Source organism: Cytobacillus solani, assembly GCF_006704205.1.
In the GTDB taxonomy this organism is placed as follows: domain Bacteria; phylum Bacillota; class Bacilli; order Bacillales; family Cytobacillaceae; genus Cytobacillus; species Cytobacillus solani.
Genome location: NZ_CP041305.1, coordinates 2,941,854 through 2,967,375, shown reverse-complemented (window position 1 = coordinate 2,967,375; position 25,522 = coordinate 2,941,854). Strand labels below are relative to the sequence as shown.

At 38.7% G+C, this 25,522-nt stretch carries 26 protein-coding genes and 1 pseudogene; 9 read left to right on the top strand and 18 right to left on the bottom strand.

The window, feature by feature from the left end; genetic code table 11:
• The first annotated feature begins 31 nt into the window (after positions 1-31).
• Positions 32-811: an ABC transporter ATP-binding protein gene (locus FI644_RS14920; RefSeq protein WP_053477407.1), complete on the top strand. Its 780-nt coding sequence runs from the start codon at positions 32-34 to the stop codon at positions 809-811.
• Positions 789-1,598, top strand: coding sequence for an ABC transporter permease (locus tag FI644_RS14915; protein WP_053477408.1), 810 nt, complete (start codon positions 789-791; stop codon positions 1,596-1,598). Before FI644_RS14920 ends, FI644_RS14915 begins: the two co-directional genes overlap by 23 nt.
• A gap of 35 nt (positions 1,599-1,633) precedes the next feature.
• Here FI644_RS14915 and asnB read toward each other — a convergent pair whose 3' ends face one another.
• The 9 genes from asnB to ytkD form a co-directional block, all read right to left on the bottom strand.
• Complete coding sequence (gene asnB, locus FI644_RS14910; RefSeq protein WP_142108586.1) at positions 1,634-3,484, bottom strand: asparagine synthase (glutamine-hydrolyzing); 1,851 nt, start codon at positions 3,482-3,484, stop codon at positions 1,634-1,636.
• A 33-nt stretch (positions 3,485-3,517) separates the two neighbouring features.
• Complete coding sequence (gene glnA / locus FI644_RS14905; RefSeq protein ID WP_142108585.1) at positions 3,518-4,855, bottom strand: type I glutamate--ammonia ligase; 1,338 nt, start codon at positions 4,853-4,855, stop codon at positions 3,518-3,520.
• Positions 4,856-5,222: 367 nt separating this feature from the next.
• Positions 5,223-6,077: a diaminopimelate epimerase gene (gene dapF / locus FI644_RS14900; RefSeq protein WP_053477411.1), complete on the bottom strand. Its 855-nt coding sequence runs from the start codon at positions 6,075-6,077 to the stop codon at positions 5,223-5,225.
• A 13-nt stretch (positions 6,078-6,090) separates the two neighbouring features.
• The gene (locus FI644_RS14895) at positions 6,091-7,329 is read right to left on the bottom strand and encodes an LL-diaminopimelate aminotransferase (protein ID WP_142108584.1); all 1,239 of its coding nucleotides are present in this window, start codon (positions 7,327-7,329) and stop codon (positions 6,091-6,093) included.
• A 311-nt stretch (positions 7,330-7,640) separates the two neighbouring features.
• A complete protein-coding gene (locus FI644_RS14890; RefSeq protein WP_142108583.1) occupies positions 7,641-8,459 on the bottom strand; it encodes a GNAT family N-acetyltransferase in 819 nt (272 codons plus the stop codon).
• A 158-nt stretch (positions 8,460-8,617) separates the two neighbouring features.
• Positions 8,618-9,346, bottom strand: coding sequence for a hypothetical protein (locus tag FI644_RS14885; RefSeq protein WP_053477414.1), 729 nt, complete (start codon positions 9,344-9,346; stop codon positions 8,618-8,620).
• Between the two features lie 71 nt (positions 9,347-9,417).
• Complete coding sequence (locus tag FI644_RS14880; RefSeq protein ID WP_053477415.1) at positions 9,418-10,695, bottom strand: MFS transporter; 1,278 nt, start codon at positions 10,693-10,695, stop codon at positions 9,418-9,420.
• A gap of 97 nt (positions 10,696-10,792) precedes the next feature.
• Positions 10,793-11,581 (bottom strand): helix-turn-helix domain-containing protein, encoded by a 789-nt coding sequence (locus FI644_RS14875; RefSeq protein WP_053477615.1) that lies wholly within the window; start codon positions 11,579-11,581, stop codon positions 10,793-10,795.
• 20 nt (positions 11,582-11,601) lie between these two features.
• Positions 11,602-12,063 (bottom strand): RNA deprotection pyrophosphohydrolase, encoded by a 462-nt coding sequence (gene ytkD, locus FI644_RS14870; protein ID WP_053477416.1) that lies wholly within the window; start codon positions 12,061-12,063, stop codon positions 11,602-11,604.
• A gap of 226 nt (positions 12,064-12,289) precedes the next feature.
• On the opposite strand from ytkD, the gene FI644_RS14865 reads away from it, so the two are divergent.
• Entirely contained in the window at positions 12,290-13,162 is an 873-nt protein-coding gene (locus FI644_RS14865) for a DUF6612 family protein (protein WP_053477417.1), read from the top strand.
• A 45-nt stretch (positions 13,163-13,207) separates the two neighbouring features.
• On the opposite strand, the gene FI644_RS14860 is transcribed toward FI644_RS14865, so the two are convergent.
• Positions 13,208-13,534: a hypothetical protein gene (locus FI644_RS14860; protein ID WP_056686056.1), complete on the bottom strand. Its 327-nt coding sequence runs from the start codon at positions 13,532-13,534 to the stop codon at positions 13,208-13,210.
• A 203-nt stretch (positions 13,535-13,737) separates the two neighbouring features.
• Here FI644_RS14860 and FI644_RS14855 point away from each other — a divergent pair, with 203 nt between their 5' ends.
• Positions 13,738-13,995, top strand: a complete 258-nt coding sequence (locus FI644_RS14855) for a DUF6154 family protein (protein WP_053477419.1) — start codon at positions 13,738-13,740, stop codon at positions 13,993-13,995.
• Positions 13,996-14,073: 78 nt separating this feature from the next.
• On the opposite strand, the gene FI644_RS14850 is transcribed toward FI644_RS14855, so the two are convergent.
• Positions 14,074-14,511, bottom strand: coding sequence for a Dps family protein (locus FI644_RS14850; RefSeq protein ID WP_053477420.1), 438 nt, complete (start codon positions 14,509-14,511; stop codon positions 14,074-14,076).
• Between the two features lie 128 nt (positions 14,512-14,639).
• Here FI644_RS14850 and ytzI point away from each other — a divergent pair, with 128 nt between their 5' ends.
• On the top strand, positions 14,640-14,810 hold the full coding sequence (gene ytzI, locus FI644_RS14845; RefSeq protein WP_075209207.1) for a YtzI protein: 171 nt from the start codon (positions 14,640-14,642) through the stop codon (positions 14,808-14,810).
• A 37-nt stretch (positions 14,811-14,847) separates the two neighbouring features.
• Here the strand turns inward: ytzI and FI644_RS14840 are convergent, their stop codons facing one another.
• Positions 14,848-15,321: an S-ribosylhomocysteine lyase gene (locus FI644_RS14840; RefSeq protein ID WP_053477421.1), complete on the bottom strand. Its 474-nt coding sequence runs from the start codon at positions 15,319-15,321 to the stop codon at positions 14,848-14,850.
• 153 nt (positions 15,322-15,474) lie between these two features.
• Between FI644_RS14840 and yidD the strand changes: the two genes are divergently transcribed.
• Positions 15,475-15,714, top strand: a complete 240-nt coding sequence (gene yidD, locus FI644_RS14835; protein WP_053477422.1) for a membrane protein insertion efficiency factor YidD — start codon at positions 15,475-15,477, stop codon at positions 15,712-15,714.
• Here yidD and FI644_RS14830 read toward each other — a convergent pair.
• Positions 15,711-16,274: a beta-class carbonic anhydrase gene (locus FI644_RS14830; protein ID WP_053477423.1), complete on the bottom strand. Its 564-nt coding sequence runs from the start codon at positions 16,272-16,274 to the stop codon at positions 15,711-15,713. The genes yidD and FI644_RS14830 overlap by 4 nt on opposite strands.
• Before the next feature lie 218 nt (positions 16,275-16,492).
• On the opposite strand from FI644_RS14830, the gene FI644_RS14825 reads away from it, so the two are divergent.
• Both FI644_RS14825 and FI644_RS14820 read left to right on the top strand, forming a co-directional pair.
• Entirely contained in the window at positions 16,493-17,437 is a 945-nt protein-coding gene (locus tag FI644_RS14825) for a metal ABC transporter solute-binding protein, Zn/Mn family (RefSeq protein ID WP_053477424.1), read from the top strand.
• Between the two features lie 136 nt (positions 17,438-17,573).
• Positions 17,574-17,732 (top strand): DUF1540 domain-containing protein, encoded by a 159-nt coding sequence (locus FI644_RS14820; RefSeq protein ID WP_075209209.1) that lies wholly within the window; start codon positions 17,574-17,576, stop codon positions 17,730-17,732.
• A gap of 46 nt (positions 17,733-17,778) precedes the next feature.
• On the opposite strand, the gene FI644_RS14815 is transcribed toward FI644_RS14820, so the two are convergent.
• The 5 genes and pseudogenes from FI644_RS14815 to FI644_RS14800 form a co-directional block, all read right to left on the bottom strand.
• A complete protein-coding gene (locus tag FI644_RS14815; protein WP_056686059.1) occupies positions 17,779-19,278 on the bottom strand; it encodes an o-succinylbenzoate--CoA ligase in 1,500 nt (499 codons plus the stop codon).
• Positions 19,279-19,425: 147 nt separating this feature from the next.
• Positions 19,426-20,247 carry a 1,4-dihydroxy-2-naphthoyl-CoA synthase gene (gene menB, locus FI644_RS26925; protein WP_053477616.1) on the bottom strand — a complete coding sequence of 274 codons (822 nt, stop codon included), beginning with the start codon at positions 20,245-20,247 and terminating at the stop codon, positions 19,426-19,428.
• 132 nt (positions 20,248-20,379) lie between these two features.
• Positions 20,380-21,150 (bottom strand): annotated as a pseudogene (gene menH / locus FI644_RS26920) (2-succinyl-6-hydroxy-2,4-cyclohexadiene-1-carboxylate synthase); the annotation flags it as partial.
• Positions 21,150-22,895, bottom strand: coding sequence for a 2-succinyl-5-enolpyruvyl-6-hydroxy-3-cyclohexene-1-carboxylic-acid synthase (gene menD / locus FI644_RS14805; RefSeq protein ID WP_142108582.1), 1,746 nt, complete (start codon positions 22,893-22,895; stop codon positions 21,150-21,152). The pseudogene menH and the gene menD, both read right to left, overlap by 1 nt.
• Positions 22,895-24,298 carry an isochorismate synthase gene (locus FI644_RS14800; protein WP_142108581.1) on the bottom strand — a complete coding sequence of 468 codons (1,404 nt, stop codon included), beginning with the start codon at positions 24,296-24,298 and terminating at the stop codon, positions 22,895-22,897. The genes menD and FI644_RS14800 overlap by 1 nt, the downstream gene beginning before the upstream one ends.
• Before the next feature lie 274 nt (positions 24,299-24,572).
• Here FI644_RS14800 and FI644_RS14795 point away from each other — a divergent pair, with 274 nt between their 5' ends.
• Entirely contained in the window at positions 24,573-25,505 is a 933-nt protein-coding gene (locus FI644_RS14795) for a 1,4-dihydroxy-2-naphthoate polyprenyltransferase (protein ID WP_142108580.1), read from the top strand.
• The last annotated feature ends 17 nt before the right edge of the window (positions 25,506-25,522 follow it).

Genomic DNA, 25,522 nt, shown 5'->3' with positions numbered 1-25,522 from the left:
GATGAAAAAAAGGATAGTAAGGAGGGCTCCAATGGATTTCTTAAGTTTACAGGAAATTCACCATACGTATTTTACAAAAACCTCTGCCACAACGGCCCTCTCAGATATTTCCCTTGAGATCGGGGAGGGAGAATTTGTTTCCTTCCTCGGTCCAAGCGGATGCGGAAAAACAACCCTGCTTTCGATTATTGCCGGTTTGCTTGAGCCGACTGCAGGAGCGATTACATTAGAGGGAAAGGATGTTCAAGAGGCAAGCAAAAATATTGGCTACATGCTCCAGCAGGATTATCTTTTTCCATGGAAAACAATCGAAGAAAATATCTTATTAGGGTTTAAAATTGATGGCAGTCTTAATGATTCAAATAGAGATTACGCGCTCACCTTACTTGAGAAAATGGGACTAAAAGGAGTTGAGAAACAATATCCAAAACAACTATCAGGCGGAATGAGACAGCGTGTTGCATTAGTAAGAACATTAGCAACCGAGCCGAAGCTGCTCATGCTTGATGAACCTTTCTCAGCACTTGATTATCAAACAAAGCTAAAGCTAGAGGATCTCGTCTCAAATACGTTAAAATCGTTTGGAAAAACTGCGATTCTAGTCACCCATGATATTGGAGAAGCCATTGCGATGAGCGATCGAATTTTCCTCTTCTCTTCCAGTCCAGGACAGATTCATAAAACGTTTATTATGCCTGATGAATTAAGGGAAGCAACTCCATTCAATGCACGGAACCATGAAGCTTATTCAAGTATCTTTCAAACTGTCTGGAAGGAGCTGGAATCTCTTGAACCCGCAAACAAACATTGAACAGGGGCACCGTAGATATCTTCAATCGTTAAAGCGTGAAAAGAAATGGGTCCGTTTTTACCAGCTTATTATTTTTCTAGTCTTTTTTTCTGGATGGGAGATTGCTAGCAGGCTGCAATGGATTGATCCGTTAATCTTTAGTTCCCCCTCCAAAGTATGGGAGCTCTTCCTTGCAAAAGTACAAGACGGAACCTTATTTGTAGATTTAAGCTATACCCTTTTTGAAACTATATTTGGTTTTATTTTAGGAACTGTACTGGGTACCTTGCTTGCAGCCATCCTTTGGTGGTCACCGCTGCTTTCAAAAATAGCGGATCCCTATTTAGTCGTCTTAAACTCGATGCCTAAAGTAGCACTTGGCCCGATTTTGATCGTAGCACTAGGTCCGAGCTTTACATCCATCGTGGCAATGGGGGCAATCATCTCCATCATCATCACAACAATTGTTGTCTATACTTCATTTAAAGAAGTCGATCCAAACTATATTAAAGTATTGCAAACCTTTGGTGCAACCCGATTTCAAATTTTCAAGGAAGCCATTTTACCTGCTTCATTCCCTGTCATCATCTCCACACTCAAAGTCAATGTCGGCTTATCCTGGGTCGGTGTCATTGTTGGTGAATTCCTTGTCGCCTCAAAGGGTCTTGGATACATGATCATCTATGGATTCCAAGTATTTAATTTCACACTTGTCATGCTTTCTTTGCTTGTGATTGCCGTATGTGCAACAATTATGTATCAACTGGTTGAACTATTAGAAAGAAAATTAATTAAGAATGGGTCGTAAGAAAAGTAGATCACACTTTTCTTACGACCCATTTTTTAGTTATCAATAATATTAATTTTATAATGATCAAGCCACATATTGATTTGCGCTAGATGTGCGATGAGCTGAGGGCCAGTCATTAGCTGACCATACCACGGAACTTTGAATGAGGATCCGTCTGAATCAATAATATCTTGGACTTTTTGCTTTGAGACTAGTTCTAGGATTGGAGATGTTTTGTTGTTGAGGATAGTTGTTAGACGATTTTTTACGAGTTTCATATATTGTGGATGATAGGTTTTTGGGTATGGACTCTTTTTCCTGTATAGCACTTCATTTGGAAGCACCCCTTCTAAAGCCTTTCGTAATATCCCTTTTTCACGGCCATTTAGCATTTTCATGTCCCAGGGGATATTCCAGGCATATTCAACAATGCGATGATCAGCAAATGGCACCCGCACCTCTAAGCTTGCCCCCATGCTCATACGATCTTTACGATCAAGCAATGTTTGCATAAACCAGACCATGTTTAAATAAAACATTTCCCGGCGGCGAGCTTCTACTGACGATTCTCCATCTAATAGCGGCGTTTCTGCAACTGTTTCGTTGTAGCGATCCTTCACATAGCTTTGCAAATCAAGTTTTTCCTGCCATTTCGGAAGAAGCAGCTGCTCTCTTTCAGCATGCGACCTCATCCATGGAAACCCATTTGTATGAAGCAATTCTTCTCTATAAAACCAAGGGTATCCTCCAAATATTTCATCTGCACATTCGCCTGACAAAGCAACAGTGAAATCCTGTTTTATTTGCTCACAAAACCAAAGAAGAGAAGAGTCGACATCTGCCATGCCTGGCAAATCTCTCATCCGGACAGCATCCTCCAAACGGTCAGCAAGCTGTTCATTATCAATGATTGCTGAGTGATGGATCGAGCCCAAATGCTTCTGCATCCTTTGAATCCATGGACCATCCTGATCAGGCTGAAACGTACTTGCTTTGAAATACTCACTGTTGCGATCATAATCAATCGAATACGTATGGAGTGAACCCCTTCCTTCCTTTTTAAAATAAGCAGAAGCAAAGGCACTGAGGGCGCTTGAATCAATACCGCCTGATAAAAAAGTGCAAACAGGCACATCTGCAACCAACTGGCGTTCAACAGCATCCTTCACTAAAAATCTTACTTGGTCTACGGTATCATCTAATGAATGCTGGTGTCTCTTGCTTTCTACATTCCAATAGCGCCAAATTTTCATGCCATCTCTCGTAAATGTAAGGGCATGGGCGGGGCGAAGTTCCTTGATTCCCCTAAAAACCCCATGACCAGGAGTCTTTGACGGACCTAATCCGAACACTTCCTGAAGTCCTTCCCTATCGACTTCCGCTTTCACATTAGGATGAGCCAAAATGGCTTTTAACTCTGAACCAAATAATAATGAACCATGCTCTTCCTTATAAAAAAGAGGTTTCACACCTAGTCGATCTCTCGCCATGAAAAGCTTCTCCTGCCTATGGTCCCATACAGCAAAGGCAAAGATTCCATTTAAATGGACTATGCAGCCCTCTGCCCACTCCATGTAAGATGTTAAAAAAACTTCCGTATCAGAATGGCTTTTAAATGAGTGGCCACGCTGAATTAACTCTTTTCGAATGTCCTCCGTATTATAAAGCTCCCCATTATATACGATTGTATATGTGTTTCCGTTTTTTGTTTTAGTCATCGGCTGTACGCCACCTTCAGGATCAACAACGATAAGCCGTTTATGTCCAAATGTGGCATGGCGTGCGCTCCAGACACTCGAAGCATCTGGACCGCGCTTTGCTAAGGTTTGCGCCATCTTTTCCACGATGAATTCTTCTTTTGTCAAATCTCGATGCCAATTAATCCATCCTGTTATTCCACACACAGATTATCACACTCTTTCGTTATTTTTTGGCTATTAATATTGTAAAATGTACTGTTCCCGCTCCCATGGATGGACCTGCGTACGGAACATATCCCACTCGATTTCTTTCGCTTCAATAAAATGTTCAAAAAGATGCACACCTAGCGCACTTGTTATTACTTCATCTGATTTTAAATTTTCAAGTGCATGTGCTAAAGTAGACGGCAAATCCACGATGCCATTTTCAATCCGTTCTTCTTTAGACATAATGTAGATGTTTCTATCCACCGGCTCAGGAGGAGTTAAACTATTTTTTATTCCATCCAGTCCTGCAGCTAATAAAACGGCCATTGCCAAGTACGGATTAGCAGCAGGATCCACACTTCTTACTTCTACACGGGTACTCATTCCACGGGATGCTGGGATGCGTATAAGCGGGCTTCTATTTCTCGCTGACCACGCGACATAACACGGTGCCTCATAGCCAGGCACTAGCCTTTTATACGAATTAACTGTCGGATTTGTAATTGCTGTAAAATTAGGGGCATGTTTTAAAATACCTGCAATAAACTGTCTCGCTGTCTCACTTAACTCTAACGAACCACTCTTCTCATAGAAAGCATTCTCCCCTTCCTTAAACAAGGAAAGATTACTATGCATTCCAGATCCGTTGACTCCAAACAACGGCTTAGGCATAAATGTTGCATGTAGGCCATGCTTGCGGGCAATAGTTTTCACAACAAGCTTAAATGTTTGAATATCATCACATGCCTTTAATGCATTCTGATATTTAAAATCAATTTCATGCTGCCCGGGTGCTACTTCATGATGGGAAGCCTCGATTTCAAAGCCCATTTCTTCTAACTCTATAACGATGTCACGACGGCAGTTTTCGCCAAGATCGGTTGGTGCCAAATCAAAATATCCGCCTTGATCATTCAGCTCCAGCGTAGGCTGGCCATTTCCATCTAGTTTAAATAAGAAAAATTCCGGCTCTGGTCCAACATTAAAATCCGTAAATCCTAATTCTCTCATTTCATTTAAAATACGTTTTAAATTACTGCGGGGGTCTCCTTCAAAAGGGGTGCCATCTGGATGATAAATATCGCAGATCAATCGGGCAACCTTTCCTTTTTCAGCTGTCCATGGAAAAATAACAAATGTGTCTAGATCAGGATATAAATACATATCTGACTCTTCGATACGGACAAATCCTTCGATTGACGAGCCATCAAACATCATTTTATTATCCAATGCCTTTGAAAGCTGGCTGATTGGAATTTCCACATTTTTTATCGTTCCGAATAAATCAGTAAACTGTAAACGGATGTATCGAACATTTTCCTCTTTGGCAACTTTCATAATTTCGTCTTTGCTATAAGACTTTGTCATCTAAATTCCTCCCTTTTGCAAAATAATAATATTATTGGTGACCTTTTTTAGTATTTTATAAGAAAAACTGGAATCATTTGGGGTATTGATAACCTTTTTGCTATTTTCACAGGAAAACTGAACTCAATAGAGGCTATTGATAACCTTTTTTGCTTTTTTTACAGGAAAACTGAACTCAATAGGGGCTATTGATGTCCTTTTTAGCCTTTTTTATAGGAAAACTGAACTCAATAGAGGCTATTGATAACCTTTTTTGCTTTTTTTACAGGAAAACTGAACTCAATAGGGGCTATTGATGTCCTTTTTACTTTTTCATAGGAGAACTGGATTCAATTTGTTTTACTACTAAATTTTTTCACTTGTTTGATTACCTCTCCATAACTAATTCACCATGGCAAATATAGGCAGCTTCCCCCTTTTTCCAAACATGGTCATTTTCATCCAAGCTTATTGTCAGTTGCCCTCCTGGGAGATGAACGGTTATTGGAATATATTGATCTACCAAGTGATTTAATGTGGCGGCAACAACAGCTGCACACGCACCTGTGCCGCATGCCATTGTTAGCCCCGAGCCTCTCTCCCATACACGGTAATAGATCTCTTGGCGGCTTTTCACGTGGACAATACCTAAGTTCACTCGTTCAGGGAATAAATCGGAGTATTCAATTTCAGGGCCGACTTCTTCTAATGGAAAAGTGTCTATATTATCAACAAATAGAATCGCATGTGGATTGCCCATCGAAACACATGTCACAGGAAAACTATGCTTGCCAATTGTAAGGAGTTCATTTATCGTCTGTGCTTCTGGGTCTCCTTTCATCGGAATCATTCCTTTAGTCAGTTTTGGCTTTCCCATATCAATGGTCACCGATCGGACAATCCGTTTTTTATCCGGTTCCACCTTGACATGAACAATTCCGCCTAACGTTTCAATTGAAAAATCAGTGCTTGTTGCATACATGTGGTCGAAGAGATACTTCGCTACACATCGCAGGCCATTTCCACAATTCTTCCCTTCTGAACCATCTTCATTAAATATCCTCATTTTAAAATCAGCCATTTCAGAAGGACAAATTAAGATCATGCCATCTGATCCGATTCCGGTATTTACATTAGAGACTGTTCTAGCAAGCAGTTCAAAGTCTTGATCTTCCATTGGCATATCCAATAGGTTAAAAAAAATATAATTATTCCCCAATCCATGCATTTTCGTAAATTGCATAAGGGTCCTCCTTTCAAAAGATGAATGTATCTCGCCTTAATCTAACTGCAATCTCTTCGATTACTCGTAGCTCTTCCTCGATCCCATTTGCTTGGAAGGTAACTGAAAATCGTACATATTGACCTGCCTCATCCCATGGAACAGTAGAGATTAAATGCTCTCGTATTAAATATTGGCTAAACTCCTCTGCCGATTGAAATGATGGACCATCTGCCACTGCTTTCGGCGCCCTCGTATATAAGAAAAATGATCCCCTCGGCTTCTCCGCATTAAAGCCACATGCAACCAGTGCATTTGCCAATAATTCATGCCTCCGTGAATATTTTTCAGCAGTTTGGATGGTAATTTCCGGATGCGCAAGAGCATAGGCAGCCGCTTTCTGAATGGCGATGAATTGACCGGAATCATTGTTATCCTTAACTGTCGCAAACGCCTTTACAAGCTTTTCATTTCCTGAGATAAAACCGATACGCCATCCTGTCATATTGAAAGATTTTGACAAGGAATGAAGCTCAATGCCAACTTCCTTTGCCCCTGGTACGGAGAGAAAGCTAAGCGGCTTTTCCCCTTCAAAAACAAGTGCTGAATAAGCGGCATCATGCACAACAATAAGCTTATGCTTCTTTGCAAATTGAACAACTTCTTCAAAAAATGCTGCAGTTGCAGTCGCTCCAGTCGGATTATTCGGGTAGTTTAAATACAAAAGCTTCGCCTTTTCTAGAACACTATCACTCAATGTGTCTAGCTTTGGAAGAAACAAATTTTCTTCCGTAAGAGGCAGCTGAACGACATCCCCACCACAGTACTTTGTATGGGTAGCTAATATTGGATAACAAGGAGAAGGCATTAGTATAAGATCTCCTTGGTTAATAAAAGCTGTCGGCAGCATGGCTAATGCCGACTTTGAACCGATCACATGGTTAATTTCAGTTTCCGGATTAAGATGATAAACACCAAATACCTTTTCCATATAAGAAGCAGCCGCTTGCTTAAACTCAGCGATGCCGTTATCTGCATAAAAGCGATTTTCGGGCTTGCCTGCTTCCTCTGTCAATTTTTGAATGACCCTGTCATCCGCCATGGCATCAGGTTCACCTACTCCTAAATCAATCAACTCCATATGAGGATTCGCTTGAATGGCTTCTCTTTTTGCTCGTTTAATCTTTTCGAATTTATATATTTCCTCTTTCAATCCAAATCGCGATCCGCCTATACGGTCTGCAAACAGCTGCTGAATATAATCGGTTGTCATTATGAATCCTCCAATGTAGGTCTGCTAATCTAAAATGTTATGATACATCTTATCATTTCAATGGCCATTTGGATTTACACCCATTAATTAAATATTTGCACTTTTTTACACATAAAAAAAAGAGAATAGATATTCATTATCAATTAGTTAGCTAGCTAACTAATTGATAAAGCAGAGATAAGCTGTATGTTTTACATAAAGCTTGAAGGGAAGGGAATTGGATAATGGTAGGACAAATAGACGCATTCAGTGAGTCTACAGGAGGAATGAAATTTCATTATTGCTCCAGTCAGTGTTCCTTGCTAACAAGACTATACATAGGAGAAGGAAGAAATTTTATGACAAAGACATTGTAAAATCCACAATGATAGCTCAGCTGTTGTTTGAAAACCAAGACTTTCATATATATGTACAGCAGGCAAGTTCTCTGCTAATACACCGAGATAAACATCTGATGAAAGTTGTTTGCCTATGTGTGTAAGTTCACTCGTTACAAGCTTCGCAAGGCCATTCCCTCTGTGGTCTGGTCTAGTAACAATGTTCCCAAGCTCTACAAGCTGAGGATCATAGAAATGAAAACCACCTATTGCAATGAATTCTCCACCATCCTTTATTCCGAGGAAAGGACACCGCTCTAATTCACTTCTTGTAAAAAACTTCATTTCTCCCTTTTGTAAAAAAGCAATCACCTTGGAAAACTCATTCTCCTTAACTAGTTGAGTCATGCTCGATTCGAGCAGCTTCGATTGATCTATATGTTTCATTGTAAAAAAACGCCGCGGGATACCTGTAATGAGACCAAAGGACTGAAAAAGCTGAAGGTCACGTTGACATAGAATAATCCCGCAAATAGCATTTTTATCAAGTTTAATAGTAGATCTTGTAAAAACAATTAGTTCTGGGAAGAAAACTTCTTGATGATTGATTCGATAAAAGGAAAAGGCGGGAAAAGATAGCTCCCTTAGATAAGCTAAGACAGCAGTCAACTGATTATCTGCATATTGACCAATAAATTGGGCTTTTTCCTTTCGTTGTGTTAAATAGCTGTAAAAAAGTAAGTGCTGATCCTTATCAACTTGATCGATTAATTGAACTATAGCTTCTTGTGTAAGCAATCGGTGTGAAATCATTTAATCTACCTCTCATTCGGTTAATAATATACTACTTTCTTATAAACTACATATATCCTTGTATAGTAGCTTCTATGAAAAAGAGCGTAAATCCTTCTTGGATCAACGCTCTCTAGCCCTTTATTTGTTCAGTACAGATTGGTAAACACTATAATAAATTATTTATATTTCCCTACTTTACATGCTGTCTCACTTATTATGAAACTTAACTTTAAACGACTTAACCATGCTTCCGAATCAGTTACACGTCCATTGATACTATTTATATCCTCTTGATATTCCAATCCTTCCACTGGGAGATACTTAACCTCTAAGTTTGCGATTCTATGTACAATCATAGCCCATTCTGCATCTGTCATTTTTTCTTTAGAGTAGTCCTTTATATAGTTCCCAGCCTCTCTCGAGAACCCACAAGAACCAGCAGTAATGTCCACTTCTTTCCCAAGCTCTATAGAGAAAATCTTATTAGTAATTTTTTCCGTTTCTATCCACTCAATTGGGTGAGTATTAAATGCTCTTTCTGTTCTGCCTAAAATTAAATAATCAAATTGAGGGAGTAAACTTACAATTTTTCTTAATTCAATCGAGTGATTCTGTACCCAGGTTAATAACCTATCAAAATCGCAATAATGAAAGTACTGGCTTGTTCCAGATAGACCAAACTTAACAGCCTCTCTCCTTGCGTAAGCTGCACCTAATTTGGGGATTTTCTTTGTTTTGAATTTACTATTTTTTAACACATCCATTAGATTAATTGATGATTCCTCACTTACGGTAATAAAAAGCTCGGAATAAACATCTTCCAACAGATCTTTGAACTCTTGAAAAAGCCTGACGTTTCTCCCATGTGGATCATGGGTAACTGTAACTAAAGCCGTTCGAACCAACCTATTCACCTCAGCAAGATAATCGTTTCCTCATAATAAGTTAAATATAAAAGAATACCATTATAACTCTATTACGCCTTGGCTTTACGGGACCATATCACAACAGGTATGAGAACTAAAGATAAAAGTCCTCCACTCAAAGATAACGTTGCATAACTGGTATTAGCTACCACCATTCCCGAAAGTGCACCGCCGGAAGCTCCTGCTAATGCAATAAAAACATCAAGTGTACCTTGGGTTTTCGCACGTATTGAAGGCTCTGTTGAATCAACTATTTGAGCAGTCCCACTTATTAAGCCAAAGTTCCACCCTAATCCAAGTAAAGTTAGAGCAATTACTAATAGAATCATTGAATCACTTGGTGCGAATGCTGCTAATAAACCAGCGAATAACAATATAATGCCCGCAGCTATGCTCATAGATGTTCGCCCTGCTTTATCTACAAGTACGCCTGTGATAAGTGAGGGAAGATACATTGCACCTATGTGAAAACCAATAACAATTCCTACTTCAGCTAGATCATGACCATGATGTTTCATATGTACCGGTGTCATAGTCATAATTGCAACCATTACAATTTGAGTAAGAACCATAACCGTGGCACCTACCATTATTCCTCTTCTATTTATTGATTTATCAAAGGAATCCGTTTTATTTACATGTTCATCTTCTTGGTTATAAGCTGCTATCTTGTTTGCAATAAATAATGGGTCAGGACGCAGCATAATAAAAAGAACGAGACCTGCTAAAATAAACGCAGCAGCTGATAATATAAATGGACCTGCAAGAGACGGAACACCAATGAGACTAGCAAATTCACCCATAACTTCTACTAGGTTCGGACCTGCAACCGCCCCAAATGTTGTCATAACCATCGTCGTACTAATAGCAGTTCCTCTTTGTTTCTTATTTGCTAAATCGGTCCCTGCATAACGAGCTTGTAAATTTGCCGCAGTTCCCGCACCATAGATCAGCAGAGACGCAAATAATAAAATTATACTATTCACCATGGCAGCAATCACAACTCCAATTGCACCGATTCCCCCTACAATAAAACCTGTCGATAAACCTGTACGGCGTCCAAATCGTTGAGAAAGTTTTCCTATGATAAAAGCTGCTCCTGCAGATCCTAAAGTAAGTAAGGCTACAGGGACTCCTGCAAAAGCATCAGTTCCTAGCATTTGTTGTGCCAATAGGGCACCTACAGTAACTCCTGCGGCAAGCCCTGCCCCACCAAAGATTTGTGATAGACTCACAATGAACAACACTCGTCTATAAAGCTTTTTTAGCTTTTCTGGTGAATCTATATAACTCTCGATTGAATCTAGTTCTTGTGCTTTAGCGAACACTTTAAAACACCTTCTCACATTTATTTGTCAGCCGATTCAACAACCTTCTCAATGAAAAAGGCATTATCAAAATCCAACTATTAAACGAGTCTAGCTTTTAACGTATATCGGAAGGATTCTTCCCTGTATACTTTTTAAATTGTCTGCTGAAAAAATGAAGATCATTATAGCCGAGAGCATTTGCTGCTTCTGTTACTGTCATCCCCATGTTATGAAGCAAGTGCTCTGCTCGATTAATCCGAGAATGAATAATGTAATTTCTAACCGTATGTCCAATAATCTCTTTGAATTTCTGGGAAAAATAGCGTGGAGAAAGATTGGCCCGCATTGCTAAACTTTCGATTGAGTGCGGATCACCCGGATGCTGCTGGATAAAGTTTGCGATCTCTCGAATCGTCTCTAAAAGATCGTTGCTTGAATGCTCCAGCTGCTTATCTATTTCCCGCTCTTCCCTTAATAAGTGAATCATTAATTGCTTTAGGATTAGCTTTGCCTCAATTTCGGCTCCGAAGGTTTTCACCAAAAATAAACGAATATAACGTGTTAGCAGGGATTCAAAGGGGATAGGGTCTTGAACAATCCGGTAGGTTTTTGGCATCAATACTGGGGTTCCCTCTAAGTCAAAATGAATATAGCTCAACACTAACGGATTTTGCGGATCATGGGTAGCCGTCGTCCAATCACCTGGCTTAAATAAAAAACAGCTTCCTTTATGTACATCATATAATTTCCCATTAAGCACCACAGTCCCTTTTCCACTCCAAACATAAAACAAATCATAGTTAGGAAGTGGTTTATTTCGTTTCCTCCATTTCCAGTTCGGCTCGCAATGGATCGTCGCAAACGCTGGTATTAGGATAAATGAATCCGGATTGATATGCAGCATTGAATTCACCCTTTCTGCCCCTATCCCTCTATTCTTAGAATACTCCTTTCGACCACTTCGTCTTTCATAATAAAGCTGTATTCGTCCCCCCACCTTAAATCTAATATATTTCCTTCAATAAGTACGGGTCCTTCTGTTTCATAATAATGCAGATTTTCGCCAATCTCTTCTACTTCCCCATAGAATATAGCTTTAACAAAAGTCTTTTCATTCAAAGACACCTCATACTCACCGATACGTTCCAGCTGCTTTAGAGTAGCTCCTGTTTCCTCCAGTACTTCTCGGCGCGCCGCCTCTTCCAATGTCTCCCCTTTTTCAAGCTTTCCTCCTGGAAATTCCAGCCCTCTTTTTTTATGGTTCGTTAGCAGCCATCCCTTGCCTTTTTTGCATATTACAAGGACGTGCTCCGGCTTTTTATTAAACGCATGTGAGTTAAATGAAAATTTGACTACTCCACCATTTGCATCAATAAATGTTTCCATCGAATTCCTCCTTTCACTCTTCATTCATACAGCTATTATACAGCGAAAAAAAAATTGTGACTAATGACATCTTCCATATTTTTCTTATATGATAAAAGTATCAAATTACAATATTTTGAAACTTTACCTATTTTTTTATCGTAGAATTAGAGGGTAAGAGAAACCACACCTGTTATAATTTATGTAAAGTTTTTCTTATTTCATTAATATTAAAGGAGTGCTTATTTTGAAAAAATCACTTTCCATTCTTGCAGGCTTCTTATTAGTATTTATGTTAGCCGCTTGTAATCAAACAGCCAAGCCTGTGGATGAGCCCGCAAAAGAAAATGAAAAAGCTTCATCAACTGAGAAAACCGAGGAAAAAGCATCGGAACTGACACTTGAAGAAGTATTGAATAAATCCACAGAAGCTTCAGAAGGCTTAAAAAGCTTTTCTGTAAAAATGGATTTAACTCAGGATATGACTGATCAAGGTGAACTGAATGTCCAAACAAACTCGGTCATCGATATGAACATCGTTACCGAGCCAATGGCTTACTATCAAAAAATGAAAATGTCAATGGGAGAAGAAGCAGAAAGCTTTGAAACAGAAAGCTATTTTTCAGAGGCTGGAATGTTTTTCTATGAACCTTCAACTAGTCAATGGATGAAGTTCCCGCAGGAAATGACCGATACATTCCTGCAAATGTCGGGTCAGCAATCCAATCCAGGGGAAGAGCTAAAGAAATTACAGCAATTCATGGAAGATTTTACTTTTGAGCAAGATTCAAATAACTATATACTTAAATTAAAGGCATCTGGAGAAAAGTTTAATGATTTCATTAAAGAAACAGCTGTTCAGCAATTGCCGCCTGAAATGTCGGCGGAAGACGCGCTAAGCGGGATGAAAATTAATGCTGTTGAATATGAAATCCTTGTCGACAAAAAGACATTTTATCCAGTTGAATTAAATATGGATATGGATTTAGAAATGACGATCGAAGGCCAAACCATCGCCATGAAGCAAAAAATGAACGGACAATATTCAAACTACAACAGCGTTGAAGCGATCACTGTTCCTCAAGAAGTAATTGATTCGGCTGTAGAAATGGGTATGTAATTTAAAGGAAATCGGCAATTAGCCGATTTCCTTTTTTCAGCTCCATTATTGAATTTCTTCATTCAATATCCCCATATTTTCAATATGTTCTTTTGCTTCTTCGTCCCCGAGCTGATAAATCAATCCGTATACCTTCTTGATTTTACTGTCATACTCATCATTTGACTTATCATTATGGTATTCTATAAATGGGACATGGGCTCGCCAAAATCCCGCCCATTCTGTTCCATAATTCTGATTAAAATACTCCCGTAACGTATGAATTTCATTATCTGTCGCTTCAATTTTGAAATCCCATGGGGAATCTGTTGCACTTTGTGAGATTTGTCCATGTGCAATAGTTATATAATACGTTTTTTTATTTTGTTCCATCCTGTTCAGCCCCTTTTTGTCATTACTTATCGTTTCCCACATTTCGATTAAAAATATGCGAATTTACGATCATTCTGATGAAAATTACATATACTACATTTAATCTTAGAAAAAAACTATGCGTAAGCGATTAATTTTTATCATCAAGGGTATTAAAAAAGTATACAATAAAAGAAATAAAAACGAAGGCTGGAGGTGTAAGAATGAAAATTATTGATGAGCTTTATGAACTTTATCGGAATAAGCTTACTGGAGACGAAGAGGATATTGACATGCTTGCTTTCGCTTTTTTAGAGGAAATGAACCGAGAGGATTTATTGGGTATGATTAACGAGTTAAATAACCAGGAACTGTACAACTTAATGGGAATTTATTTAATTGAAAGCTTAAAAGGAAAGTTTGCGAGTGAAGACTACAGACAGCCCCGCAATCCGAATCTGCAGCAGCGAAATATTCACTAAAAAATTATATTTTATACATAAAAAAGGATGGTTCATAAAGGCTGATTGCCCTATATTGAACCATCTTTTTATTATGCCCTAACCTAAGTATGCCTTTAACATCCAAATATGCTTCTTTAGACTTTGCTTAATGGCAATAAGCATATCACCGGTGCCTTCATCATTTGCTTCTTCTGCTAACTGAATGCCTTCTTGCAGCTCGTCTGCCATTTTAACAAAATCTGCACAAATGGATTTAACCATGTCTTCCTCTTTTTCTTTTCCAGTCGCCTCTTCGATAGATGCCATTTCTAAACATTCTTTCATTGTTGCAACAGGGCTACCCTCAAGGGATAGAATTCTCTCTGCCAATTCATCTATATGCTGATTGGCTTCGTTGTATAGCTCCTCAAATTTCTCGTGCAAAGTAAAGAAGTGTCTTCCTTTGATATACCAATGGTAGTTATGAAGCTTTACATACAAGATCGTCCAGTTTGCAACTTGCCTATTCACTGATTGGATTAAATTTTCACTCATATTATCATCCTCCCATTTTTATAGTACCCTGAGATAGGACGAGCTAAACACAAGAATATTTTTATTGTAGCATAAGTAAATCAAACCGTTTTCATGTTACACTATGTATAGTAAAAGGAGGTTTGATCATGGTTGCCATTCTAGCTATTTCGGTAATTATTATTGCAATTGTTATTTTTCTTTCTGTTATTACAACCTCTAAAGCGTATACGTACAAGCATACGGTTGATACAATAGATGAAAATCCATATACGAATGAAAATACCTTTGAACAAGAAGATGATAAAAAAACATCATAAAGAAAACCGGACTGCAATAGTCCGGTTTTTCGACTTTTTATGCAAAAACTTGCTTCAATTCTTCCTTTGACTGCTCAAGCCAGAACCGCATTAAACGTTTCGCCCCATCTAAATCATGAAGCTTAGCTTGGCCGCACTGCTTTTCATTAGCAGCTGGGATATCTGTAATTTCAACTGCAGCTTTCATTGTTTCATCGAGCAAGTCAATGATTTCCCCTACAGTCGGCTCTCCGCTTACAACTAAGTAGAAGCCTGTCTGACAGCCCATTGGAGAGATGTCAATGATATCAAAGTGATCATATTTTTCCGAATACGTACGAATATTGAAAGCAAGAAGATGTTCTAATGTATGAATCGCATCAGGCTTCATTGCTTGTTTATTCGGCTGGCAAAAACGAATATCAAACTTATTTACAACCCCATCTGTTCCGACTTTATGAACTCCGCAATGTCTAACATAAGGTGCTTTAACGGCATTATGGTCTAATTCAAAGCTTTCAACTGAAGGCATGTATGTCCACTCCTTTTTCGATTCTCCTATTATTGTAACTTAAATCCCGAGTAATTTCATCAACAAAATAAGGAATTTATTTTTCGACTATTACATCATTGTATGCTATCTTTTACTTGAGATTCCTTTAGAAAAAAGATTGGACTGATAAACATGCTGAAACAATTAATGATTGGAGTCATTCGCTTTTATCAAATTGTTATCTCCCCGCTAAAACCTCCAACATGCCGATTCTACCCAACTTGCTCTCATTATGGGTTAGAATCAGTAAAACGCTTTGGCGCACTTAAAGGAGGATGGCTAGCCATTAAAAGAATCGTAAAATGTCATCCGTTTCATCCCGGTGGTTTTGATCCAGTACCAGAGAAATCACCAAAGATAAAGGAAAATTAGTCTTCGTATCCATTTACTACTAAATCTAATTTCCCTGTACTAGGGTGAATAACCAACCCATGAACAGGGACATCGTTTGGCATAAGCGGATGCTTTTTCACCATAGAAACACTATGAGCAACACTCTCTTCTACGTTATCGAAGCCTTTAAGCCATTCTCTCACATCTACACCCGAATATGTAATTGTATCCAGTGCTGCTTCAGATTTTCCTCTTTTTCTCATATGTTCCATAATACCATCTGGCTTCATCCCGCTCATCCCGCAATCATGGTGACCGATGATTAATACCTCATCAGCCTGAAGCTCATAAACGGCTACAAGCAAGCTCCTCATAATACTTCCAAACGGGTGAGTAACAAGTGCCCCTGCATTTTTAACAAGCTTTATATCGCCATTTTTTACATTCAAGGCTCTTGGCAGGAGTTCCACTAAACGTGTATCCATGCATGTTAGTACAACCATTCGTTTATTCGGCAGCTTTGTTGTTGCAAATTCTACATATTTTTTTTCTTCCACAAATTCATTGTTAAATTCTAATATTTCATCAAGTAGTTTCATATGCTTTACTCCTTACTTATTTTTATTTCTACATTATAAGGATACAAAATACTTTTCATACAAACAAATTTAATACTTGATTTTCACGATTTTTTTTTGTAGAATTACTTTTGGGAATCGTAATGATTACGGATTATCTTGATATTTATGGCAAAAAGTTATTTTTTTCTTCATTAAATCGTAATTAATACGATTTAATGAGTTAGAAAGGGGAAAATATGAAAAAGATTATTTTTGTTTTTATACTAATAATTAGTATGCTCTTAACTGCTTGTACAAACGAATCAAAGGATGAGCAAAAAGATAGCAGTAAACTTTCCGTTTATACAACTGTTTATCCATTGCAATATTTTACTGACCGAATCGGTGGGGAATATGTTGAAACAAAGACTATTTATCCGCCTGGAGCAGATGAGCATTCGTTCGAGCCTACACAAAAAGATATGACTAAGCTAGCAGATGCTGACCTGTTTATATTTGTCGGTCTTGGTTTAGAAGGATTCGTAGAAAAGGCTAAAAAAACGTTAAAAAACGAAGATGTAACGATGATCGGAGCAGGGGAAAATATTCATTTTGACGAGGTTCAAGCCCATGAAGAGGATGAACACAGTCATGAAGATGATGGCCATCATCATGGAGATATTGACCCGCATGTATGGATCGATCCATTATATTCGAAGGATTTAGCAGCAACTATCAAAACTGCTTTAACTGATAAAATGCCAGAACATAAAGAAGAATTTGAAGCCAATTATCGTTTAGTAGCAGATGAACTTGACCAATTAAATGAAGACTTTGAACAAACCATCCATGATGCAAAGCATAAAGAAATCATCGTATCCCACTCAGCATTCGGCTATTGGGAGCAGCGCTATGGCATACACCAAATTAGTGTTTCAGGCTTAAACTCTGCGAATGAACCAACCCAAAAGGATCTTGAAAAGATCATAGCTGAAGGAAAGAAACATCAGTTAAAATACGTATTCTTTGAACAAAATGTTAGCTCTAAGCTCACAGAAATTATTAAGAATGAGCTTGGCGCAGAGCCGCTCATACTTCATAATCTATCTGTTTTAACTGATGAAGATATAAGTAATGAGAGTACCTATTTTTCTATTATGAAAACGAACTTAGAGGCGCTAAAAACTGCATTAAATAACTAATTACCAGTTCAACCTTCAATTGGAATGAATCCATAGCAGCAATCAGTCACAAGCTAAAATAGGTGGAAAGACACCACCTGCGTTTTTTATCGAATCGGTGCATGCGCATGTTCTGCACATAGAGGAGTGAAGCGAAGTGGCAAAAGATGTTTTATGTGAGGTCAATAATTGTACATTCTGGGAAAAAGGGAATAAATGTGGAGCTGAACAAATTTACGTAGTCAGCCACAAAGGGGATACGGCAGAAAATAGCCGTGAAACTGATTGTAAAACCTTTGAACCAGAATATTCTTAAATTTCACCGGTAATAGTCACTTTTAAGAAAAGACAGGATTTGCATATTAGTTGCAATCCTGTCTTTTTAATTCCTTCAAATACTGCCGAAGCTCTCTACGTAAAATTTTCTTAGCAGCATTTCTTGGGATTTGATCGATGATGTATAATTGTTTTGGTACTTTATATTTTGCTAATTTCTGCAGGCAAAACGTGGAAATCTTATCTTTATCTATCTCTGTTTTTGTTGTTAGGAAAGCTATAGGGACTTCCCCCCAGTTTTCATCTTCCACGCCTATTACACCTGCATCCACTATGTCTGGATGGGAAGTAAGCACACCTTCAACTTCAGCAGGATATACATTTTCTCCGCCTGAAATAATTAAATCGGAACGGCGATCCAGAACATACAAGAATCCATCTTCATCTAAATATCCAATATCTCCAGTTGAAAACCAGCCATTAACGATTTTTTCAGATGACTCTTCCTCCCGATTCAAATACCCTATCGTTACATTTGGTCCTTTAACTATAATTTCGCCTGCTGTTTTACCCCTTGCTTCTTCCCCATTTGGATCCATAATTTTTAATTGAGAGGGAAAGAGGGGTTTCCCTGCAGAGCCTAATTTACTTAAGCTATACTCTGGTGAAAGCGTCACGATTTGAGAGGCGGTCTCTGTCATACCATACGTCTGGAATACTGGTATTCCCTTCACCATACAGTTTTCAAGTAATGTTTTGGATGCCGGTCCGCCTCCTAATAGCATACAGCGAAATTCTTCGGGCAATTTGTTATCTCCTAGCTCTGCCTCGATACGAATAAGCATCGTGCTCACAACAGACATAATCGTTACTTTTTCATTTTGAATCGCTTTAATAATTTCTTTTTCATTGAATGTATCCTGAATCACCATTCTCATGCCATAGACGATGCTCCGAATAAGAATCGAATACCCGCTAATATGAAACATTGGAACAACGCATAGCCAACAGTCTTTTTCAGAAAGTCCAAGGTTAAGGGCAGAACCAACCGCGCTCCACCAATGATTTCCGTATGTTTGCAGCACGCCCTTTGGATGTCCTGTCGTTCCAGATGTATACATAACTGTACACACATCATCAAGGTTGATTTCCTCTGTAATAATTGGTTCAATAAAATCTGCTGAAAACAGCTCTTCTTTTGAAGTAACTGTCAACTCTGGCAATGCTTTATATATTTCTTCGTACTTGCAGGCAAAGGCTGTCTCCGTTATTAAAACGACTGCCTTTGAATCGGTTAATTGCCAGGCTATTTCTTCAGCTGTTAACCGATTATTTAAAATAACTGCTTTGATATCAAGCAACTGAAATGCTAAATATATAAATGCTGTCTCCGCATGATTACTTAGTAAAACACCAGCATAATCACCCTTTGTTAAGCCAAGGTGGATTAATTGACCGGCAATCTGATAAGATTTCTCATACACTTCTTTAAAAGAGTATGTTTCGTTCTTAAACTGAATAGCAGGCCTGTCAGGTGTGAGGAAGGCTCTCTTTAATAAAAGATTTGGCATCACTTGATTTGCCATTTGTACACCTCATTCTTGAAATCCAATATATACTGCAAAAAACTGCTTTATTTTGCAAATAAGCATTTTTATGTCTAAAAGGTCGTATCTAGATAAAAACAGCCTGATGGCATAACCATCAAGCTGCAATAAAGTTTTATTTTTTCATTAAGGGAAACGTGGGAATTGACCAAAATCAGGCTTGCGCTTCTCTTTGAATGCATCGCGGCCTTCTTTTGCTTCATCTGTAGTATAGTAAAGTAATGTAGCATCTCCAGCAAATTGCTGAATGCCTGCAAGTCCATCTGTATCCGCATTAAATGCAGCTTTTAAGAAGCGAAGAGCAGTTGGGCTTTTTTCAAGCATTTCTTCACACCATTTAATTGTTTCTTCCTCGACTTGGTCAAGAGGAACAACAGTGTTTACCAGACCCATATCTAATGCTTCCTGTGCATTATACTGACGGCATAAGTACCAAATTTCACGAGCTTTTTTATGACCAACAATTCTAGCTAAATAACCGGAACCATAGCCTGCATCAAAGCTGCCAACTTTTGGCCCTGTTTGGCCAAATACAGCATTATCTGCAGCAATTGTTAAATCACAAACGATATGTAATACATGTCCTCCACCTATCGCATACCCTTTAACCATTGCAACAACTGGTTTTGGAATTACACGAATTAAACGCTGTAAATCAAGGACATTCAAGCGAGGGATTTGGTCATCACCCACATATCCACCATGTCCACGAACAGACTGGTCTCCACCTGAACAAAATGCGCGGTCTCCTGCACCCGTTAAGATGATAACTCCAACATTTGCATCATCACGTGCATAAGCAAATGCATCAATCAATTCCATAACGGTTCTTGGTGTGAACGCATTATGTTTTTCAGGACGATTGATTGTTATCTTTGCAATCCCATTGTATGTTTCATAAATAATTTCTTCATACTGTTTTCCCGCAATCCATTCTACTGCTGACATAACTGAATCCTCCTTTGTATGTATATCTTCCCTCATTAAAAAGGGGCTTAAAGCCTGTCCTTTTTCATTCGACAAGAATTCACTTACTATTGTACCAAATATTTTTGGTTTCTCCACATGTATTGCATGGCCACACTCAGAAATCGTTATTCTGCGCGCATTCTTCATGATTCCTTGCATCCTATCAGCAATCTGACAAAATTTTTCATCTAGATTTCCTGTAAGCAAAAGAACAGGCATGGAAAGCTCATCTAACTGATTCCACCACGAAGGCTGAGAACCCGTTCCCATTCCTTTAAGGCTGTTAACTATTCCAATCTGAGAATTTGTTAGACGCTGATTACGGATTTCTTCTTGAATATTTTCTGCTAATCTTTTTTGAGTGCCAAACAGAGGAATGTTCTCCCAATAGTCAATAAAGGAAGGGATACCCTCCTCCAGAATTCGTATCGCAAGCTTCTCATCTTGGATTCGCCTTGCTGCCCGCTGCTCCTCTTCTTCAAGACCAGGAGAAGCGCTCTCTAGAATTAACTTTTCTACTCTATTTGGGTATTTAAGCGCAAACGTTAACGCAAGTCTGCCTCCCATTGAATAGCCTAAAATATTGGTTTGTTCAATCCCCATTTGTTCAAAGATCAAATCAATATCCCTTGCTGCTGATTCGATCGTATATCTAGAAACATCCTCAGGAGCATCTGTTTTCCCATGACCTACAATATCAATGGCAAATACATTCGTGATCCCCTCAAAATGAGGCTTTAGTTTTCTCCAAGAGCTTGCATTCCCTGTAAAACCATGCAGCAAAACTAAAGGTTTATTCCCAATAGATACTGTTTCTCTTTGATTATGAGCGGTCTCCCATACGTCTACATAATAGGTAAGTCCATCAATGTCAAAATTCATCAGCATTTGTCATCCAGTAATCGACCTATTTCCCGGGAAACCGCATCCCATAATTCGCGATGCTCCAAGATATTCCGGTCTCTATTTGTGGTAATCTCCGTCACTCTTAAACCAGACACTTCTGATTGAAGGACAGTTGTAAAATGTGTCCAATTAGAAATCAACTCATACTGTCCCCCGTACATTTTTACTACATGCTCAAATTGCAAATCTAATGGAGTGCCAAACAATTTTTCAAAGTTCTTTGGATGGCTTGCTTGTGGCAGAAATGAAAAAATTCCTCCCCCATTATTATTAATTAATAGAATATGAATATTGATGCCAAACTGCTTCGCAGCAATTAACCCATTTAAATCATGGAAAAAGGTTAAGTCCCCTAGAACTAAATAAAGTGGCTGTGAACAGGTTCCTGCCCCTAAAGCCGTTGAAATAACCCCATCAATGCCATTTGCTCCTCGATTCGCCATGATTCGAATCGACTTGTTATTAAAATGGAAAAAGGTGTCTAAATCACGTATAGGCATGCTATTGCCAACAAATAATGTTGCTCCATCAGGAAGCTTTTCAGCTAATTGATAGAATAGCTTGCCTTCACTTAATACGTCCAGCTCGCTGATGGCTGCTAATTCACGGCGTGTTAATTGATTAATTTCTTCCCACTGTGCAAAATAGCTAGTATCTTCCACTGGACTAATAAAAGTGCTGACCGATTTACAAAACAATGATTCTTCACTATAGATCATCTCAGAGGATACCATGCCAGGATCACGCCATCCGCCGCCGCCATCAACTACAAACTGCCGGACATCATAATTTTCTTTAAGGAAAATGGTTAACGGCTTAGATACTGGCATAGCACCAAACCTGATGATGAGATCTGGCTTTAAAACATCCTTTGCATCCTCATTTTTTAAAAATGTATCATATGTATCAATAATATATGTTCCGTCATGTTTTCCACTTCTCAATTGAGAAAGTGGATCTGCAAGAATAGGATACTGCAGCTTCTTAGCAAGACTTGTTACAGCTTCAGCAAACCCATCAGACTCAAGCGATCCACAAACAATCATACCTTTTTTGTATGTGCTGATACTTTCAGCTATTTCCTTGTATTGCTCATTACTTAAAGTCAATTCACCAGACTGAATCTTCACATACCCGTTAGAACGCTCACGTGGTTCAAATAAATCTTCTCGGTCCAATTGTGGAATTAATGGTTCTCTAAACGGAAAATTCAAGTGAACAGGTCCCGCTGGGGCTCGAAGGGCAGTACTTGCTGCTCTCGCACAAACTGTACGCGCATACCGAGTAATTTCTGTAGAATTTTCCGGCAATGCCATCTCTACAAACCATTTAACATGGTTGCCATATAAATGAATTTGGTCAATTGCTTGTGGAGCTCCTACATCCCTTAATTCATGCGGACGATCAGCAGTCATAACGATTAATGGAACCCTTGCTATATTCGCCTCTACAATTGCTGGAAAATAGTTAGCAGCAGCTGTGCCTGATGTACATAAAATAGCTACTGGCTTTTTGGAAGCCTTTGCGATACCTAATGCAAAAAAGGCAGCGGAACGTTCGTCTACATGAACATGTACACGAAGTTCAGGATGTTCTGCCATTACCATTGCCATCGGGGTAGACCTAGAACCAGGGCTTACAACTACGTCCTCTACCCCATTCTTATATAATTCGGATACAAATGCTGCAATATAAGAGGTTAAAGCTTCTTGATGATTCATTAATTACTCCCCCCAAGTGCCGTTAGCATCGGTCGAAATTTAATCTTCGTTTCCACATATTCACTTTCTGGGTTGGAATCCTCAACAACACCACAGCCTGCAAAGAGCGAAGCCTCGTCTCCTTGAATTAGTCCCGATCTGATCGATACTGCGAATTCCCCATTTCCTTTATAGTCCACCCAGCCTAATGGGGCACCATAAAAGCCACGATCCAGTTCCTCCACTTCCCTTATCTTCTCGACTGCCTTCTCTTTCGGCAGTCCTCCCAAGGCAGGTGTCGGATGCAATCGGTCAACTAATAGAAGCAAGGAAGTATCTTTTTTTGCCTTTCCCGTTACTGGGGTGTAAAGATGCTGAATATCTCTCGTTTTCAGCAGTTGAGTCTTACTCGGCATAGTGACTTCTTCACATACCTCTTCCATTGCCGCTTTTATCATCCGTACAACATATTCATGCTCAATGATATTTTTCGGATCTGCTAACAATGTATCACCCAATACCCGGTCTTCCTCTTCTGTTTTCCCTCTTGCTATTGAACCTGCAAGACAGGTGGTGAAAAAGCTTGCCCCACTTTTTTTCACCAGACGTTCAGGCGAAGCACCGATAAAGCAATCCCCATTCGATTCAAATGCAAAAATAAAGCTTTCACGCTGTAGTTTAAATAAATTCATCAAAACTTGTTCTAACTGAATGGATTGGCTAAAATGCAATCTTGTTTCTCTTGCAAGGACAACTTTATTTAACTCTCCTTGTTTCAGTTCATTTACAACTTCTGCTACGGTATCCTTCCATTTTTCAGGATTGATCTCGTCTTCATTTATGAGTTCATATTTTTCTTGAAAAATGTCATCTGCAAGTGCTGTAAATAGTGTTCTTCTTTCCTTTTGTACAGCCTCTGCAAGAGATAGATCATCATGCTGTGTGCATACAATATTCGTTGTAAAAAAGGTGCGTCCATTTATTTCACTGTACATAAATTTTGGAATATGAAAAAGAGAGTCTGAATATTTAGACCACAATCTTGTTTTCTCTTTATACGGATCAAATGAAAATCCTCCGAACATTAAAGGACCGATTCCATTCAGTTGAAATGGATTATCGATAATCGCATCCTCAATAAAGTTTTTCCATTCTTCTTCCACAAGAAAAAAGCGGTCAGCCGCCTGATCCGATTGAATTTGCTTGCATATTCCAAGTCCGATTATAAAAGTTTCATCGGCTGGGTCTTTCCAGAAAAAACGCTCCCCTAAAAAAGGCTCGTGTCCTGCTGCGAAAAAAGTAAGAGGTTCTATATGATTAATTTCCTGCACTTCACTTACTAAAACTGGTTTAGATAAGGCCTTTGCCCTCTCAATCGCTTTCAGGATTCCTTCTTTTAGTTCCGTTTCTAGTATCGTAACCAAAAAAATCCCTCCAACAACAGCCTATAGCTGTTATCCATCGTCTAAGCTAATTTTAACATACACTTCTTATCATTCAAATGTCAATGATCGTACTCACTCGTGACTGTTTTTCTCTTCTATCATAAACCAAAGAATTTGAGCAAAACCAACTATTAAAAGATAAAAGTTTGCACCATGCATTTTGACAGAAGCAGGAGTTGTTCGATATAATAAATAGGTTTGATAAAGTTAAAATGAGTTGTTACTTAAATATAGATAACAAGGGGAGAGTTAGATGCAACCACAGACGCATATGAATGTTCAGCCTTCTAATTCGAAGAAAACCTGGAAGGTTTGGTGGCAGCAAACAAGACCACACACACTAACCGCATCTTTCGTACCTGTCTTGCTTGGAACAGCATTAGCTATGTACGAAACAGATCTTCATTTTGGATTATTTCTGGCGATGTTAATTGCAAGCTTACTTATTCAAGCTGCAACAAATATGTTTAATGAATACTATGATTATGTAAGAGGACTGGATACGGAAGATTCACACGGAATCGGCGGGGCGATTGTCCGTGAAGGCATTAAGCCAAAAACCATTCTGAGTGTAGCCCTTTCTCTTTACGGTATCGCTCTACTTTTAGGAATTTATATTTGCAGCAGCAGCAGCTGGTGGCTTGCGCTTGTTGGCCTCTTCTGTATGCTAATTGGCTATTTATATACGGGTGGTCCACTGCCAATCGCTCATACGCCTTTTGGGGAAATCGTATCTGGGTTCTTTATGGGAATGATTATAATCCTGATTTCATTCTTTATTCAAACTGGTACCGTGACTTCTACAAGCGTTTTAGTATCAATTCCAATTTTTATTCTAGTTGGAGCCATAATGCTTTCTAATAATATCCGTGATTTAGATGGTGACAAGGAATTTGGCCGGAAAACACTAGCTATTTTAATCGGCAGAAAAGCGGCTATTAAATTACTTGCTGGAATGTTTACTGTTTCCTATGCATGGGTTTTCATCCTAATTGCGTTAAATATTATCTCTCCATGGCTTGCTATCGTTGTACTAAGTGCACCGAAAGCGATTAAAGCGACAAAGGGATTTATCGGAAAAACAATTCCGATTCAAATGATGCCTGCCATGAAAGCAACTGCACAAACAAATACGATCTTCGGATTCTTATTATCCATTGGTCTTTTTATTGGTTATTTCATCTAAAAAAACACGAAAGCCTT

Excerpts from the sequence above, each read along its gene's own strand:
- FI644_RS14920 (WP_053477407.1), top strand. The coding sequence starts at position 32 with ATGGATTTCTTAAGTTTACAGGAAATTCACCATACGTATTTTACAAAA.
- glnA (WP_142108585.1), bottom strand. The coding sequence starts at position 4,855 with ATGACAAAGTCTTATAGCAAAGACGAAATTATGAAAGTTGCCAAAGAG.
- dapF (WP_053477411.1), bottom strand. The coding sequence starts at position 6,077 with ATGCAATTTACGAAAATGCATGGATTGGGGAATAATTATATTTTTTTT.
- FI644_RS14895 (WP_142108584.1), bottom strand. The coding sequence starts at position 7,329 with ATGACAACCGATTATATTCAGCAGCTGTTTGCAGACCGTATAGGCGGA.
- FI644_RS14890 (WP_142108583.1), bottom strand. The coding sequence starts at position 8,459 with ATGATTTCACACCGATTGCTTACACAAGAAGCTATAGTTCAATTAATC.
- FI644_RS14875 (WP_053477615.1), bottom strand. The coding sequence starts at position 11,581 with ATGCTGCATATCAATCCGGATTCATTTATCCTAATACCAGCGTTTGCG.
- ytkD (WP_053477416.1), bottom strand. The coding sequence starts at position 12,063 with ATGGAAACATTTATTGATGCAAATGGTGGAGTAGTCAAATTTTCATTT.
- FI644_RS14860 (WP_056686056.1), bottom strand. The coding sequence starts at position 13,534 with ATGGAACAAAATAAAAAAACGTATTATATAACTATTGCACATGGACAA.
- FI644_RS14855 (WP_053477419.1), top strand. The coding sequence starts at position 13,738 with ATGAAAATTATTGATGAGCTTTATGAACTTTATCGGAATAAGCTTACT.
- FI644_RS14850 (WP_053477420.1), bottom strand. The coding sequence starts at position 14,511 with ATGAGTGAAAATTTAATCCAATCAGTGAATAGGCAAGTTGCAAACTGG.
- ytzI (WP_075209207.1), top strand. The coding sequence starts at position 14,640 with ATGGTTGCCATTCTAGCTATTTCGGTAATTATTATTGCAATTGTTATT.
- FI644_RS14840 (WP_053477421.1), bottom strand. The coding sequence starts at position 15,321 with ATGCCTTCAGTTGAAAGCTTTGAATTAGACCATAATGCCGTTAAAGCA.
- yidD (WP_053477422.1), top strand. The coding sequence starts at position 15,475 with ATGCTGAAACAATTAATGATTGGAGTCATTCGCTTTTATCAAATTGTT.
- FI644_RS14830 (WP_053477423.1), bottom strand. The coding sequence starts at position 16,274 with ATGAAACTACTTGATGAAATATTAGAATTTAACAATGAATTTGTGGAA.
- FI644_RS14825 (WP_053477424.1), top strand. The coding sequence starts at position 16,493 with ATGAAAAAGATTATTTTTGTTTTTATACTAATAATTAGTATGCTCTTA.
- FI644_RS14815 (WP_056686059.1), bottom strand. The coding sequence starts at position 19,278 with ATGGCAAATCAAGTGATGCCAAATCTTTTATTAAAGAGAGCCTTCCTC.
- menB (WP_053477616.1), bottom strand. The coding sequence starts at position 20,247 with ATGTCAGCAGTAGAATGGATTGCGGGAAAACAGTATGAAGAAATTATT.
- menD (WP_142108582.1), bottom strand. The coding sequence starts at position 22,895 with ATGAATCATCAAGAAGCTTTAACCTCTTATATTGCAGCATTTGTATCC.
- FI644_RS14795 (WP_142108580.1), top strand. The coding sequence starts at position 24,573 with ATGCAACCACAGACGCATATGAATGTTCAGCCTTCTAATTCGAAGAAA.